16 protein-coding genes are annotated in these 15,474 nt (G+C 39.3%); 9 read left to right on the top strand and 7 right to left on the bottom strand.

The genetic code is table 11. From position 1 onward, the window contains the following. Window positions 1-11: 11 nt before the first annotated feature. From A33Q_RS16575 to A33Q_RS16545, 7 genes are all read right to left on the bottom strand, one after another. A complete protein-coding gene (locus A33Q_RS16575) occupies window positions 12-1,226 on the bottom strand; it encodes a tetratricopeptide repeat protein (RefSeq protein ID WP_009033702.1) in 1,215 nt (404 codons plus the stop codon). Between the two features lie 44 nt (window positions 1,227-1,270). Next, window positions 1,271-3,796 carry a DNA gyrase subunit A gene (gene gyrA / locus A33Q_RS16570; protein ID WP_009033703.1) on the bottom strand — a complete coding sequence of 842 codons (2,526 nt, stop codon included), beginning with the start codon at window positions 3,794-3,796 and terminating at the stop codon, window positions 1,271-1,273. 88 nt (window positions 3,797-3,884) lie between these two features. After that, the gene (locus A33Q_RS16565; protein WP_009033704.1) at window positions 3,885-4,871 is read right to left on the bottom strand and encodes a hypothetical protein; all 987 of its coding nucleotides are present in this window, start codon (window positions 4,869-4,871) and stop codon (window positions 3,885-3,887) included. A gap of 102 nt (window positions 4,872-4,973) precedes the next feature. Continuing rightward, window positions 4,974-5,486 carry a hypothetical protein gene (locus tag A33Q_RS16560; protein WP_009033705.1) on the bottom strand — a complete coding sequence of 171 codons (513 nt, stop codon included), beginning with the start codon at window positions 5,484-5,486 and terminating at the stop codon, window positions 4,974-4,976. A gap of 158 nt (window positions 5,487-5,644) precedes the next feature. Further along, complete coding sequence (gene rpe, locus A33Q_RS16555) at window positions 5,645-6,295, bottom strand: ribulose-phosphate 3-epimerase (RefSeq protein WP_009033706.1); 651 nt, start codon at window positions 6,293-6,295, stop codon at window positions 5,645-5,647. Window positions 6,296-6,349: 54 nt separating this feature from the next. After that, window positions 6,350-7,999: a S8 family serine peptidase gene (locus A33Q_RS16550; protein WP_009033707.1), complete on the bottom strand. Its 1,650-nt coding sequence runs from the start codon at window positions 7,997-7,999 to the stop codon at window positions 6,350-6,352. Then, window positions 7,989-8,663 carry a hypothetical protein gene (locus A33Q_RS16545; RefSeq protein ID WP_009033708.1) on the bottom strand — a complete coding sequence of 225 codons (675 nt, stop codon included), beginning with the start codon at window positions 8,661-8,663 and terminating at the stop codon, window positions 7,989-7,991. The genes A33Q_RS16550 and A33Q_RS16545 overlap by 11 nt, the downstream gene beginning before the upstream one ends. 83 nt (window positions 8,664-8,746) lie before the next feature. On the opposite strand from A33Q_RS16545, the gene trpF reads away from it, so the two are divergent. From trpF to A33Q_RS16500, 9 genes are all read left to right on the top strand, one after another. Beyond that, a complete protein-coding gene (gene trpF / locus A33Q_RS16540) occupies window positions 8,747-9,373 on the top strand; it encodes a phosphoribosylanthranilate isomerase (protein ID WP_009033709.1) in 627 nt (208 codons plus the stop codon). Between the two features lie 42 nt (window positions 9,374-9,415). Further along, window positions 9,416-10,312 carry an oxygen-dependent coproporphyrinogen oxidase gene (gene hemF / locus A33Q_RS16535; RefSeq protein ID WP_009033710.1) on the top strand — a complete coding sequence of 299 codons (897 nt, stop codon included), beginning with the start codon at window positions 9,416-9,418 and terminating at the stop codon, window positions 10,310-10,312. A gap of 3 nt (window positions 10,313-10,315) precedes the next feature. Continuing rightward, window positions 10,316-10,882, top strand: a complete 567-nt coding sequence (locus A33Q_RS16530) for a phosphatase PAP2 family protein (RefSeq protein ID WP_009033711.1) — start codon at window positions 10,316-10,318, stop codon at window positions 10,880-10,882. A gap of 329 nt (window positions 10,883-11,211) precedes the next feature. Further along, complete coding sequence (locus A33Q_RS16525; protein ID WP_009033712.1) at window positions 11,212-11,544, top strand: arsenosugar biosynthesis-associated peroxidase-like protein; 333 nt, start codon at window positions 11,212-11,214, stop codon at window positions 11,542-11,544. Beyond that, window positions 11,544-12,587 (top strand): arsenosugar biosynthesis radical SAM (seleno)protein ArsS, encoded by a 1,044-nt coding sequence (gene arsS, locus A33Q_RS16520; RefSeq protein WP_009033713.1) that lies wholly within the window; start codon window positions 11,544-11,546, stop codon window positions 12,585-12,587. The genes A33Q_RS16525 and arsS overlap by 1 nt, the downstream gene beginning before the upstream one ends. Beyond that, a complete protein-coding gene (locus A33Q_RS16515; RefSeq protein WP_235062813.1) occupies window positions 12,538-13,218 on the top strand; it encodes a TIGR04282 family arsenosugar biosynthesis glycosyltransferase in 681 nt (226 codons plus the stop codon). Before arsS ends, A33Q_RS16515 begins: the two co-directional genes overlap by 50 nt. Further along, window positions 13,202-14,173, top strand: coding sequence for an arsenosugar biosynthesis arsenite methyltransferase ArsM (arsM, locus tag A33Q_RS16510; RefSeq protein ID WP_009033715.1), 972 nt, complete (start codon window positions 13,202-13,204; stop codon window positions 14,171-14,173). Before A33Q_RS16515 ends, arsM begins: the two co-directional genes overlap by 17 nt. A gap of 11 nt (window positions 14,174-14,184) precedes the next feature. Further along, on the top strand, window positions 14,185-14,775 hold the full coding sequence (locus A33Q_RS16505; RefSeq protein WP_009033716.1) for a DUF6134 family protein: 591 nt from the start codon (window positions 14,185-14,187) through the stop codon (window positions 14,773-14,775). Window positions 14,776-14,781: 6 nt separating this feature from the next. Further along, window positions 14,782-15,471: a TIGR04283 family arsenosugar biosynthesis glycosyltransferase gene (locus A33Q_RS16500; protein WP_009033717.1), complete on the top strand. Its 690-nt coding sequence runs from the start codon at window positions 14,782-14,784 to the stop codon at window positions 15,469-15,471. The last annotated feature ends 3 nt before the right edge of the window (window positions 15,472-15,474 follow it).

Below are 15,474 nucleotides of genomic sequence, written 5' to 3'. Positions count from 1 at the left end.
TTGAATGATTATTATCTCTCCATCCAATCAGGACCGAAGATCGCAGTCAATTTTTGGTTATATTTTTCAGCTTCCTCAGTGTTTTTCAATCTGGAGTGGATCTGGAACAAAAGCTCCAATGCCTCTGCAGATGCTTCTCCTTCTCTCAAATCAGCGGCTCTTGTGAAATAAGGAATAGCTTCTTCATAAAGACTATCTGCTTTCTCTCCCATTTCAGGAGCTTTTTCTTCCCACTCATCATCAGAAAGATCGTTGATTTCGGAGATAATTTTTCTCGCTTTTTCCAAAAGAATGGCACCTGCATAGAAATTACCTTCAAAGAACTCCTGATCAGCTTCTACAGATTTTTTGTATTGAGCATAAGCTCCGTCCAAATCACCTGATTGTTCCATCAAATAACCATATCTTAACAAAAGACCTGGATTTTCAGGATCTGCTTTTAATGCTTCCTGCACTGAAGCCAAAGCCTCATCCATTTTCTCCATTTGTAGCAACAACTGGATTTCGAACTCGGCTAGGGTCTTGTCTTCCGGATAGTCTTTTCTAGCCATCATCACATACTCATAAGCTGCTTCTGGGTCTTGGTCTTCACCACTGGCAATTTGGACAAGGAAATAGTACGTATTCAGTTTATTGTAGTCATCGATTTCCAACAACCTGTTGAAGTGCATTTTGGCTTCCTCAGTTTTCCCAAGATCATTTGCCAAGAAACCTGCATTGAAGTTTGAAGTGGTATCAGATGGATCAATATCAGAAACCAATGCGAACATCTCATAGGACATTGCGAAGTCGTCTTCCTCATAAGCCATAATTGCTTTGTTGAAAGCTGACATTTTAAGTGTATTGATATTCCATGGCCTTAAGTTTTCCGGTAAATCCGGAATATCGTCTTTGTAAACTTCTTTTCCTACTTTACTGGACTTGTCTCCATCTTCCATTTCCATTACTTTCTGGAAATTGTTAAAAGCATCACGTCCTAAAGAAACAGTAGAAGCTGTGATATCTTCCTCCATGTCAAACATCTTAGTCTGGCTTTTTGCTTTGGTTAGCAAAACTGAAGACTCGCCTTGGGTATCTGGGTGTTGAAGGGCTTCTTCAGCTTCAGCAATAGCTTCTTCGAGATTTCCTTTCTTGAAGTTCCTCTCTGCTGATCTCGCCACTTTCTTCTGGGCAAAAGCCATTGTCGTTAAAACCGCTAATGCCATTGTAAAGATTAACTTTTTCATTGTATTGTTTTTTGCTAATTGAATGGTTTTAATAGTTTATTTAATTATTCGCCTCCATTATCTTCTGGAGTACCGGTTGACTCATCCTGATTTTGAATATCCTGATTTTCCTCAACTTCATCTTCATCTTTTTCGATTTTTTCAACGGATGAAATCTGGTCATTTTCACTGAGTTTGATCAACCTTACTCCCTGAGTAGCTCTTCCCATTACCCTGAGATTGGCAACTGGAGTTCTGATTGTGATACCGGACTTGTTGATAATCATCAAATCATCTGAATCGACTACTTCTTTGATGGCCACAAGGCTACCGGTTTTTTCAGTGACGTTCATGGCTTTCACACCTTTTCCGCCTCTGTTGGTGATTCTGTATTCATCGAGTGGTGACCGCTTACCGTAGCCTTTTTCGGAAACTACTAGCAAGTTAGCATCTTCTCTGGATGCACATACCATGCCAACGACTTCGTCATTAACATCACTTAACTTTATAGCTTTTACACCCGTGGCAGTTCTGCCCATCGGCCTCACCGTGGACTCATGGAAGTGGATTGCTCTTCCGGATTTCGCTGCAATAATGATATGCGAATCGCCATTGGTCATATCCACCCTCAAAAGCTGGTCATCTTCGCGAATGTTCAGTGCGATAATTCCATTGGAGCGGGGTCTTGAATATTGTTCCAAAGTAGTCTTCTTGATAATCCCCTGCTTGGTGACCATCACAAGAAAATGATTATTGATATAATCCGCATCATCCAAATCAGCAACCTGAATAATGGATCTGATCTTATCTTCAGCTTCTATGTTGATCAGATTTTGGATGGGTCTTCCTTTGGAAGTTTTGGACCCTTCTGGAATAGCGTAGGTTTTCAACCAGAATAGCTTCCCATGATCCGTAAAAATCAACAGGTAATTATGAGTAGAAGCTGTAAAAAGGTATTCAGTCCAATCATCTTCTTTGGTGCTTACACCTTTTGATCCGACTCCTCCCCTTCCTTGCGTTCTATACTCAGCAAGAAGCGTTCTTTTCACATACCCTTGATGAGAAACTGTAATAATCACTTCTTCATTGGGGATCATATCCTCGTAGCTGAAGTCCTCCGCATTGTGCTCAATGACAGTTCTTCTTGCATCCGCATAACGGTCCTTTATTTCAGTCAGTTCATCTTTGATGATCTGCATTCTTCTTTCTTCACTGCCTAGAATGTCTTTCAGGTCTTCAATCAAAGCCATTATCTCTTTGTATTCAGCTTGGATTTTATCTCTTTCCATACCTGTAAGACGCTGAAGTCTCATATCAAGAATGGCTCTGGCTTGAATCTCACTCAGTTCAAATTTCTCCATCAAACCGTTCCTTGCGGTTTCAGGATCTCTTGAGCTTCTTATCAGGGAGATTACTTCATCGAGGTTGTCTAAAGCGATCAAATACCCCTCTAGGATATGAGCTCTTTTTTCAGCTTCCCTCAGTTCATATTCAGTACGCCTGATCACTACCTCATGCCTGTGATTGACATAATGGAAAATCATATCCTTGAGGTTCAGTGTTTGCGGACGGCCTTTGACCAAAGCCACATTATTCACTGAGAATGAGGTCTGAAGCTGAGTTTGCTTGTATAAATTATTTAAAATAACATTTGGAATGGCATCTCTTTTCAATTCATAAACCACTCTCATACCCTGTCTATCAGATTCATCTCTGATAGCAGAAATCCCATCTATTTTCTTTTCATTAATAAGTTGGGCTGTCTTCTCAATCATACTGGCCTTATTGACCAAATATGGGATTTCGGAAATGATGATGGCCTCTTTGCCGTTATCTTTGGTTTCTATTTCAGCCTTGCCACGGATAACTACTCTACCTCTGCCGGTTTCAAATGCTGCCTTGACTCCATTGTAACCGTAAATAATTCCGCCTGTAGGAAAATCCGGAGCGACAATGTATTCCATCAACTCCGAAATAGTAATTTCTCTGTTGTCAATAAAAGCGATGATCCCGTCTACCACTTCACCTAAGTTGTGAGGTGCCATATTGGTTGCCATACCTACTGCAATACCCGAAGCCCCATTTAGAAGAAGGGCAGGAATTTTTGCAGGCAAAACTACCGGTTCTTTGAGCGAGTCATCAAAGTTAAGCTGGAAATCAACGGTCTCTTTGTTAATATCTATGAGGAGCTCTTCCGCAATACGCTTCAATCTTGCCTCAGTATAACGCATCGCAGCGGGGTTATCCCCATCCACAGAACCAAAGTTACCCTGTCCATCCACTAATGGATAACGGAGGGACCAAGGCTGGGCCATACGTACCATTGTTTCGTAAACGGCAGAGTCACCATGAGGGTGATACTTACCTAATACTTCCCCAACGATCCTTGCTGATTTTTTATAAGGTTTGTTATGCAGTACTCCCAGTTCCTGCATTCCAAAAAGTATTCTTCTATGTACCGGCTTAAGTCCGTCTCGTACATCTGGAAGTGCTCTGGAAACAATTACCGACATCGAATAATCGATGTAGGCTCCACGCATTTCGTCCTCTATGTTAATAGGTATAATGTTCTCGTTTTCTCCTTGCGCCATATTTTATTCGTGCTCAATAAGCTGGCAAGTTAATAAAAAGAATACGGTTTTGAAATACATTATTTGGTCAATGGAACACCTTAAAAAATCAATTTCCGTACCATTGACCTACCTTACGGTTTTGAAATCTAAAGATAGAACTGCCCCTGTATTCAACCCCATCATGTAAGTGCTTCATTACCACACCACAACCCGGAACTTTGCATCTTTTGGTACCTGGCATGCTGACTGAAATCCCCACTTGTGCTACATAAAGGGTCTGACTTAAATTTTGAAATTCAGAAATATTTTCTGCCTGATAAATGAAATTTCTGAATTCTGCACCTGCTTTTACAAAAAGTCGCGCATATTCCGAAAAGTCTCTTTCTATTCTTAAGGCTACACTGTAAAAAGGTTGGTCTGCCTGTAGAAGTCTTTGATCCAAGTTTTGCCTAAGAATCAAATTTCCAAACTCCCCTTCGGCAATAAATCTCCAAGGATAATTTTGTCGGATTCTTTGGTTTTTCTCACCCTGCATATAAATATTTTGGGATGCATATTTTCTGTACCTCCAGTTGAGGAACTTAGCTCTTTTTCTGGCATCATATAAGACCAACCCGACAGTTCCATAATACCTATCGAAAGTATAGCGTTCTCTATCAAAAGGTAATTGGTAATCTTCTCCTCTTGGAAAACTTGCCTGGCCAAATTCCCTTCCATATCCGCCTCCTATAGTAATGGTATTGAAAAGATTCATCCTTATACCCAGATTTACAGGGTAGGCGTAATTGCCTGAAGTAAGTCTGACAGTATCTTCTGCAGAAAGTTCTCTGGGTAAATCCAGGTTCCTATATTGACCGATTGGATATTGGGAAGGTATTTCTGAATTGAAATTCATCAAATGGTTGTAATAAGCCCCACCACCTGAAAACTCCACTGAAAACATACTCACTACATTTCTGGTGAAATTCCCCAATTCGTTGTTGGACTTTCTGCTCGGCCTGGCCTTGGTATCAATACCAAATATATCATCCTGTGAAAAAACAAAGATTGTACTTAGAAAATACAAGGAGAATACCAGAAGAAATTTTTGCATACTTTAAGATTAACGAGTACCAAAGTAAAAATTATATAGGTACAAAAAACAAAATGGCTGCCAAAATTGACAGCCATCTTTATAAATAAAATATTTTATTGCTTAGTCGGTTTCGTCACCTTCACTGCTATCTTCTTCTTCACCGTTTTCTTTGAGTTCGGCAATAAGGTTGTCGATTTGCTCTTTCACTGATGGATCAGCACTCATGGCTCTTCTTACTTTATTATAAGTAGCAGCACCCAATACTTCAGCATCCATAATCAGGCCTGTCATATATTCTTTTACTTCATCTCCAATGGAATCAATATATTCCTGAATTTCGGCAAAAGCTTCTTTCTCTTCTTCAGTAGCTTCGATTTCAGCCAACTTTTCTTCGTTGCCCCAAGCACCTTTCAACTCATTGTATCTAGCACCTCCGCCCAAGGTTTCATTTTCCTTGATCATTGTTTCCATGGTAGTTTGTTTCTCCTGAATGTAATTCTGGACTTTTACCTCCATAGCGGCATACTTTTTCATTTCTTCTTCAGTTACTTCATCTTCGCTCTCTTCTTGAGCAAAGGTTTGAACACTGAAAACTCCGAACATTAGAAGCGCCAAAAGGAATATTCTTTTCATTGCAATAATTGGTTTTAATTGATAATGTGAATCTTGATTAATTTACAATAAAGTAATTTAAGCCCAATATCACAAGAAACTCAATAATAAAAAGGGCTTAAAATTTGTTAAATGGCAAATACTACACACCAAAGGAATACAGTCTATCTACCTGATTTCTAAAGCTTTTTAAGGTCTTGGATAGTCTTATGAGGATTTGAAGAAGAAAACACAAAGCTTCCTGCAACCAGAATATCCGCACCTGCATCCATCAAAAGTGACGCATTGTTTTTATTTACACCACCGTCAATTTCTATGAGTGTATCGGCTCCCTTGTGCGATATCAGTTTCTTAAGCTTCTCTACCTTTTGATAAGTATTTTCTATAAATTTTTGACCTCCAAAACCGGGGTTAACTGACATGATGCATACCAAGTCTATATCTTTGATCACATCTTCCAATAAGTCTACAGAAGTATGTGGATTGATGGCAACTCCTGCTTTGGCTCCAAGCTGTTTGATTGCTTGTAAAGTTCTATGCAAGTGGTCACAGGCCTCATAATGTACGGAAATAATTTCTGCACCCGCATTTCTAAATGCCTCCAGGTAATTATCAGGATTGACTATCATCAAATGTACATCCAGTGGTTTTCGGGCATGCTTGTGAATAGCTTGTGTCACTGGAATACCAAATGAAATATTTGGAACAAAAACACCATCCATAATATCCACATGAATATAATCGGCTTCAGAGGTATTGAGCATTTCAACTTCTCTTTGAATATTGGCAAAGTCACAGGCCAATACAGAGGGGGCAATTTGAACGGGCATAATCTGGGCTTTTAAAAGATAATCTGCAAAACAAGCAAAAAACAGCTTCCCTAACTATTTTTTCAACAATTTTGTCCTCCTCACATCCTTTCCAGAGTGCATCTCTACTATATACATGCCATTATTCAAAGTGGGAATCTGAATTTGAAAGGGTTCTTGAAGCGAATCCCTGCTAACGGTCAATTGCTGAAGAACTTTTCCATGCATATCAAACAAGGAAAATTCCCCTTGGTATAGGTCTCCAAAGTTGACAAATAATGAATTGCCGCTGATTGGATTAGGGAAAATTTTCCAGGATTTTTCCTCTTCTACAGTAATGATATTGAGTATTTCTCCCAAATAGGCTTTGGTAAAATTAGGAATGCCATAACCCAAGAAGTTATCAGGGTCTTCAAAATTACTTGCACTTCTATATAGGGCTTCTAAGAGTTGATCCTTGTTCCAATCCGGCTTTGCTTCCCATAGGCCTGCTGCCAATGCCGCAATTTGCGGTGCTGAGAAAGATGTCCCATTTGCTCTTCCTAGATTTCCATTAGACCTCATCAGCCAGACTTGTTCACCATTTGTAGTCAATTCGGGCTTGAACCGACCATCTGAGGTAGGTCCCTGTGAACTGAATCCTGAACGGTCAAGATTGCCATTAACAGAGCCTATAGACAACACTCCTTTGCCATCTGCCGGTGCGGTCAAAGAAGAGAGGCCTCTACTCCCATAGTTTCCTACAGAAGTCACAACCAAAATACCTTTTTCAGAAGCAATATTAGCGCCTTTTGTAATCAAGGCTGTTTCCCCATCCAAGTCTTCAAAGGTGTAATCCATCTCTTTGTCATCGAAGTCCAGATAACCCAAAGAACTATTGATGATGTCTACACCTAGACTATCTGCATATTCGGCAGCTTTCACCCAATTATATTCCTCAATCCTATATTCGGTAGGAACTTCCTCTGTGATACAAAGGATGAAATTGGCATCAGGAGCACCTGCCACTAAGGTCTCTGGATCATTTGAGGCAATCAATGACAAAACATTTGATCCATGCTGGTTATACTTGAAAATATCTTTATCCCAAGGATGAACAAAGTTTTTGCCTCCAAGCAATTTCCCATTTTCTACAATATGGGATAAAGTGGGAATAGTATTGACCCCTGGAAAGCCTGCATCAAAAACAGCTACGGTAACCCCTTTCCCTCTAAAGCCTTCCTCATGCATTTCTTGTATTCCAAGAAGCTGGTTTTGAAATTCAAACGGAGCCTCTGTAGACTTTGAATTTTTGGTTTTCAGGTGAATGTTGAAACCTGCTTTTTCATTGCTTTTTGAACCTACCCTACCTTGAGGGACAAAGCCAGGGGCCGCCAAAATCACATCTTCGACGATATCAAGGTCCATCACCTGCTCTATCATCTCAGGGTTAGCAATAACCAAGGAGGCATTTAGCCAATGAGAATGATAAAGAATTTCCACAACAAAAGGCTTGATCGTTTCTATATACTTTTCTGATACGGGAAGATCCAAACTATCCAATTCTACTGAAAACCGGGCTTTTCTCTCTACAGCCATCGGACTTAAAAAATCCGCAGGATTAGCCAAAGAAAATTTTTCCTGTGGTTTGTATTTAAAATGTACAGCATATCTGTTTTGAGCTTGTCCCCAAAGCCCAAAGCACAATAAAAATAAAAAAGTCATGTAAAGTTTTTTAACCTCCATATTCTATAATTTTTAGGTGGGTTTGCCTACCTGAATTCAATATCATTTCTCCAAGACAATCATTCCTTGAACAATAGGTAAAAACCTCAGAATATTGCTCAATCATACCAACTCCTCTTGAATATACTTCATAACGCTTGTCTCTAAAGGTAATTTCATCATCTTCCATTTCCTGAAGAACCCTTACGGATCTTTGAAAAGTCTGTTCTCCCAAAGTAACATTCCCCCTGAAGTCTACCTCATACATATCTGTAACTGAAGCATTATAGGCCATTGCGTCCCAAGTTCTACCAAGCTCCGGAGGAAAAACCAAAGGCACGGTAATTTGGTTTTCAAATTGACGAACTAATGTATTTCTGCGAATTAGTAAAGAGTAATTCCCTTCACCCATCCAAGAGTTTAAATCAGTGGAAGTTTCTCTTTTTAAAACGAAAACCACTTCATCTTCAGCATTCCTGTAACTGTATTGGACTACATCCCTTATAAAAAAATCGCGTTCCTCTGCATCTCCTTCACCAAAAACTATTGTCTCGCTTACTTGGTAAACCCAAAACTTACCTACTGCCAATGGCTGATAGTCCTGACCAAAGTCTGTAAGCGGATTCTCCGTTTCCACACAGGAAATCAAAGCAAAAATAAAGAGTATATAAACCTTCTTCAACATAGGGAGCTTTAAGCACGTGCTAAAAATACATTTTTCGCATGAAATCTTTTACCTTAGCGTCACAATTAACAAGATAATTAGAAATGGCATTAAAAACTTTTGTGAAAATATCCTCAGTCAATAACCTTTCAGACGCACGCTATTGTGCAGGAATGCAGGTCAACCTGATGGGTTTCAACTTGGAAGAAAACAGTAAAAATTTTATCTCGCCCGAAAAATTCAAAGAAATCACCGACTGGCTTTCAGGTCTGGAATATGTGGCTGAGTTTGAACATACGCATCCAGAAAGAATTCTCACCCATCTCAAAGAATACCAAGGCATTCATCATATTCAAATCCAGGAAGAAATTCACCTCAAAATGCTGGTAAATACTGGCTTTGGGATTATTCTTCATCAAAAACTCGAAGACATAACAGATTTAGATGAGCTGATCAAAAAATCTCGTTCCTATGACGAACATCATGTAACGCTCCTATTGACCTCTGAGCAATTGGCTCTCAATGCATCTGTAATCGAAAAAATCAGAATTTTAGCAGAAGGATGTCAGGTATTGTTGGGCTTTGGTTTGGAGGCCTCCAACATTGAAAAAACGGTAGATCAAACAAATATCAAAGGCATCTCCTTAGAAGGCGGAGATGAAATCAAACCTGGGCTCAAAGATTTTGACGAGCTTGCTGAGATTTTGGAAACACTTGAAATAGAGGATTGATTTTTTGAATTTCAGTATCCAAAATTACATCAAACCAAGACAATGGATAAATTGAGCATAACAGAAGATTTCAGAAATATTCAGGACCATATCTGCCAGGAATTGGAACTGGAAGATGGCCAAGGAAAATTCAAGGAAGACCTTTGGAAAAGACCTGAAGGAGGTGGTGGAAGGACAAGAATATTCCAAGGTGGCAAAATCATAGAAAAAGGCGGTGTTGCATTTTCGGCGGTGGAAGGCCCTACTCCGGAAAAAATCCTCAAGAAGCTAAAACTTGATAAATCTGATTTTTATGCAACAGGTGTATCTATAGTGCTTCACCCGGAAAACCCAATGGTCCCCATCATTCACATGAACATCAGATACTTCGAAATGAGCAATGGCGTGAAATGGTTTGGTGGTGGTATAGACCTTACCCCACATTATGTGGATAAAGATGACGCAAGGTTTTTTCATCAAGAAGTAAAGAACACCTGCGACCGATTCAATCCGGATTATTACCCCAAGTTCAAAAAATGGGCAGATGATTATTTTTTCATCAAACACAGAAATGAAACCCGTGGAATTGGTGGAATTTTCTTCGATAGATTAAGCAGCTCTAAGCCTGAGGAAATGGAGGGAATCTTTTCATTTGTAAAGGAAGTAGGGTACCTTTTCCCTAATGTCTATCGGTATTTTATGGGTAAAAATCATCAAATGGCTTTTGGCCCTGAGCACAAGAAATGGCAGGCTTTAAGAAGAGGGCGGTATGTTGAATTCAACTTGGTTTGGGATGCCGGAACCAAATTTGGATTAGACACCAACGGCAGGACTGAAAGTATCTTGATGAGTATGCCTCCTGCTGCCAATTGGGAGTATATGCACCAAGCTAAACCCGGATCGGCAGAAATGGAAACACTATCATTGCTGAAAAAGGATATTGACTGGATAAATATATAATAGATGCTGGAATTACTTTTGGAGTTGGATCATCAACTGTTTATTTACCTAAATGGATTTCATACTGATTTTTTAGATCCTATCATGTATTTCCTGACCCAGACGAAGCCATGGATTCCTATGTATGCATTTCTCTGTTTTTTGATCTGGAAAGCTCATGGAAAATCCGGGTGGTGGATAGCTATAGCCATTGGTCTGACAATTTTATTTGCAGATCAGTTTACTTCATCCTTTATGAAACCATTTTTTGAAAGGATGCGCCCTTGTTACGATCCCGAATTCAAGGATATTATTCATCATTATGGCAATTGCAGCAGTAAATATGGTTTCGCTTCTTCCCATGCCGCAAATAGTTTTGCTATCGCAACTATAATGAGTTTGACCCTAAGTTTTAGGTACCCAGCCATAAACTGGCTATTCCTCTGGGCAGCGATATTTTCATACACCAGGATTTATTTAGGTGTTCATTTTCCAGGAGATGTTTTAGTCGGAGCCGTTGTGGGTGTTGTCAGTGCCCTTTTAGCATATATGATCTCCAAAAAAACCAAAACCTTAATTTCAGGGGTGTGAGGAAAAACCATTACAAGAAATTCAAAATCCCCTCTTTGATGGTTTTGTGAAGTTTCTTTATAGATTGGTCAATGAATATATTTTTCTAAACTTTATCCAATCAAATATACTTTTACCCAAAAGATTAATAAATTGTCTGTACCATGACATTTTAAAATCTAATAAATCCATTTATTCTAACTTGTTCGTAATTATTTAGGATCAACTTTAATTCATTTGAAGCTCAATCAAAAATCACACTTATGGTTTTTAACATACGCTAATTGTGATCCTATTGAAAACCAGCTTCTTTCAGATAAAACCACGTAAAAATCTAATTTAAAAATCGCATGAAAACTTACTACAATCCTGAAGACCTTAAAAAATTTGGTAACATTGGAGATTTTCAAAAATCCATGGCTGACAAATTTTTCGATTATTACGGAGAAGTGTTCAAAGAAGGAGCACTTACTGCAAGAGAAAAATCACTCATTGCCCTGGCCGTAGCCCATGCTGTACAGTGCCCTTATTGCATTGATGCTTATACTGTAGACAGTATGGAAAAAGGCTGCGACGAGGAGCAAATGATGGAAGCTGTACACGTTGCTGCAGCCATAAGAGGAGGCGCATCTCTCGTGCACAGCACCCAAATGATGAATAAAGTCAAAGAAATATCCATGTAATGAAGTCACTCAAAGCACAGAATCATCCATTATCCAGCTCCAAATATGAAATTGAATTACTCGAGTCCACTGATTTCGGAGGAACCTTCGAAAGCAAACTGGAAGAGTCAGGGCTTTTTCCCTTAAAACCCACCCAGATCGAAATTCTTCAAATTAACATGGGTAAAATGTGCAATCAGGTATGTAAGCATTGCCATGTGGACGCAGGCCCTGACCGAAAGGAAATCATGGAAAGGGAGGTCATGAACCATTGCCTGAAAGTGATCCGGGAAAACAAAATCAGAACGGTAGACTTGACCGGAGGAGCACCTGAAATGAATCCTCATTTCCGCTGGTTCGTATCCGAAATCCGGGCTATAGATTCCGAGATCAATATCATTGTAAGGTGTAACCTGACTATTATACTTGCCAACCCCAAGTACCATGACCTTCCTGAGTTTTACAAAGAAAACAAAATTGAAGTAGTGTCCTCACTGCCTTATTTCAATGCAGCCAAGACAGATGCTCAAAGAGGTGACGGGGTTTTTGAAAAGTCAATCAAGGCCTTACGCATGCTCAATGAAATCGGTTATGGAATTCCTGGGACAGGTTTGGTCCTAAATCTTGTTTATAATCCTTCCGGTGCATTTTTACCGGGTTCACAAGAAGGACTTGAGGCGGAATTCAAAAAGAAATTGAGTAACCAGTATGCTGTAGAATTCAATTCACTGTTTACTATTACCAATATTCCCATTAGCAGATTTTTGGAGTATCTACAGAGAAGCGGCAATTATGAAGCTTACATGGAAAAATTGATTTCGTCCTATAACCCTTCCGCAGCTTCCAATGTCATGTGCAGAAGTACAGTTTCCGTTGGTTGGGATGGCTATCTTTATGATTGTGACTTTAATCAAATGCTTGAACTGAAAGTAAACAGCCCCGGTTCCCAACACATCAAAGATTGGAAACAAAATGCTTTGAAAGAGAGGGAAATTGTTGTGAACCAACATTGTTTTGGCTGCACTGCCGGAGCAGGGTCCAGTTGTGGAGGAGCTACAGCATAATATGATTACAAAAACCAAAAATGCAGTCATTGTTTTTCAAAAAAACCTTGTCGCGGGAAGAGTTAAAACCCGTCTAGCCAAGACTTTGGGAAATGATGAAGCTCTGGAAATATACAAAAGTCTTATCAAGACTACTTACCTGGAAATTGGTCAGTTAAAAGATGTGGATATTTTTATTTATCTCTCAGACTATGTTGAAGAACTGCCTTTTGACATCAAAGGAAAAAGTTATCAGATCCTTGCACAAGAAGGAAAAGATTTGGGAGAAAGAATGAAAAATGCGTTTAGGGACTGTTTTGGAAAAGGATACCAAAAATGTATCATCATAGGAACCGATTGTCCTGAAATATCCACAAAGGACATGCAACTGGCCTTCGATAAGCTTTCTTATAAGGATATTATCATTGGACCTGCAGAAGATGGAGGATATTACCTCCTGGGGCTAAAAAAGGAGACCCCTGCCCTATTTGAATCTATCAATTGGTCCACAGCGGAAGTTTTGTCCAGCACAACTCATAGAGCTGAAGGACAAAATTTAAGTTTTGAAAAACTCAGAACACTCAATGATATTGATACGGAAAAAGATTGGAAACTTTATAATTTAAAAATTAAGAATGAGCAATTACCTTGATACCACAGCGAATGTATACAAAGAAGCCGCACTAAAACCCGATGTGGGTCTTTGTTGTACTACTACTCCGATCTGGCAATTGCCTGGACTGAGCATTCCTAAAATCATGCAGGAAATGAACTATGGCTGTGGCAGTACTGTACACCCTAGAGACTTGGTCAACAATCCTAAAATACTCTATGTAGGTGTTGGGGGCGGAATGGAAGTTTTGCAGTTTGCATATTTTTCCAGACAGGCAGAGGGAGTAATCGGTATCGATATCGTTGATGAAATGCTCAAAGCTTGTGATGACAACCTTGTAACTGCGGAGGAGCAAAACCCTTGGTTCAGCAAAGACTTTGTTTCCTTGAGAAAAGGAACCGCTCTTAGCCTACCTGTAGCCGATAGCTCAATAGACGTAGCCGCCCAAAACTGTCTTTTCAATATATTTACCAAAGAGGACTTGAAAATGGCTTTGGCAGAAATGTACCGAGTACTCAAGCCTCATGGTAGATTGGTCCTTAGCGACCCCATTACAGAGCATGAAATGCCTGATTCCTTGAAAAACGACCAAAGGCTGAGAGCCCTATGCCTGAGTGGATCTCTCCCGCTACAGGAATATTTGGATATGATCACAGAAGCTGGTTTTGGAACTGTAGAAGTCCGGGCCAAAAGGCCATACAGAATTCTAGCTCCAGGGCAGTATGACACCAAAGAGTTGATTATGCTCGAAAGCGTGGAAGTCTGTGCCATCAAAGACCCTATGCCCGAAGATGGACCTTGTATTTTCACTGGTAAAGCCGCTATTTATTATGGAAATGAAGCATTCTTTGATGATAAAAAGGGACATGTTTTGATGCCAAATCAACCATTGTCTGTTTGTGATAAAACAGCAAAAGCACTGGCTCAATTGCGTGGAGAAGATATCTTTATTTCAGAATCTACCTATTTCTATGATGGAGGAGGTTGTTGCTAAGACATAAAATCATGTTGGGTAAACCTTTTTTGTTTTTGCTTCTGGGGGTTTTATGGATGAATAAGGCATTAGCCCAAGAAACTATCAGCTTTGATATCACGGTAGCAGGCATTAAAATAGGTGAAATGGAAGCTGAAAAGAAGGTTTATCCTACCATTGAAAACTACGAGATTAAAAGCAAGGTTAAATTCTGGTTTTTTACATGGGTAGAAGTGGTGTTTGAAGCATATACGCAATATGACAAGGGAATTTTACTGGAAGCAAAATCCCATACTACATCCAACAAAGGTGATTTTTCCAGTCAGATTCTATTGGTCAATCAGCAATATCTTGTAAATGCTAACAGCTATAAATTTGAGAATACTAATTCAGTAAAAGCTCCGATCTATTTGAGTACTTCTAAATTATATTTTGAAGAGCCTATTGACAATTCTCTCTTCTTAGCTGAAAATTTTGGGCTTTTAAGTCATGTCAGAAAGAAAGGGGTTTATTATGAAGTTGAGGTCAACGGGAATAAGAACAGGTTCTATTATGAAAATGGCAAATTTGTTAAAGCTGTGATGCAAAGTCCAATCAAAAACTACGTGGTTAGCAGAAAGTAAAATTCTATGGTCAGTATCATCATACCCGTACTCAATGAAGCAGAAAACCTCAAAGAGCTCCTCCCCTTCTTTTCCACACATCAGCGCAGGTGTGAATTTGAGCTGATTATTGTTGATGGTGGAAGCAGCGATCAAACGGAAAAAATTCTAAGCAATTCCAATTTCACATTCTTAAAATCCCCCAAAAAAGGACGTGCTTGCCAAATGAATTACGGGGCATCACATGCCAAAGGAGATATTTTTTATTTTGTCCATGCGGACACTAGAATACCTGTTTCCTTTCTTGAGGATATTCAGGAGGTATTGAAAAAGGGAGGCCATGCTGGTTGCTATGCCTATACTTTTGATTCAGACTCAAAGTTACTGCGTATCAATTCGTGGTTTACGAAGTTTGACGGTCTCCTTTCAGGAGGAGGAGATCAGACTTTATTTATCAAAAAAAGTGCATTTCAAGAATTGGAAGGTTTTGATGAATACTACTGTATTATGGAAGACTTTGATATTGTCAGAAGAATCAGAAAAAAATTCAAATTCAAAGTTATTCCTAGACAGATCAAGGTGTCAGCAAGAAAATATGAAACCAATTCCTGGCTTAGAGTACAGTTGGTAAATCTCTTGGTATTCCTCTTGTTTTTCATGAAAATTTCGCCTGAAAAGCTCAAAAATATTTATTGTAATCTTTTGGACTATAGATAAGGA

This window comes from Indibacter alkaliphilus LW1 (genome assembly GCF_000295935.2).
GTDB classification, from domain to species: Bacteria; Bacteroidota; Bacteroidia; order Cytophagales; family Cyclobacteriaceae; genus Indibacter; species Indibacter alkaliphilus.
This window is presented reverse-complemented; position numbering and strand designations above follow the sequence as displayed.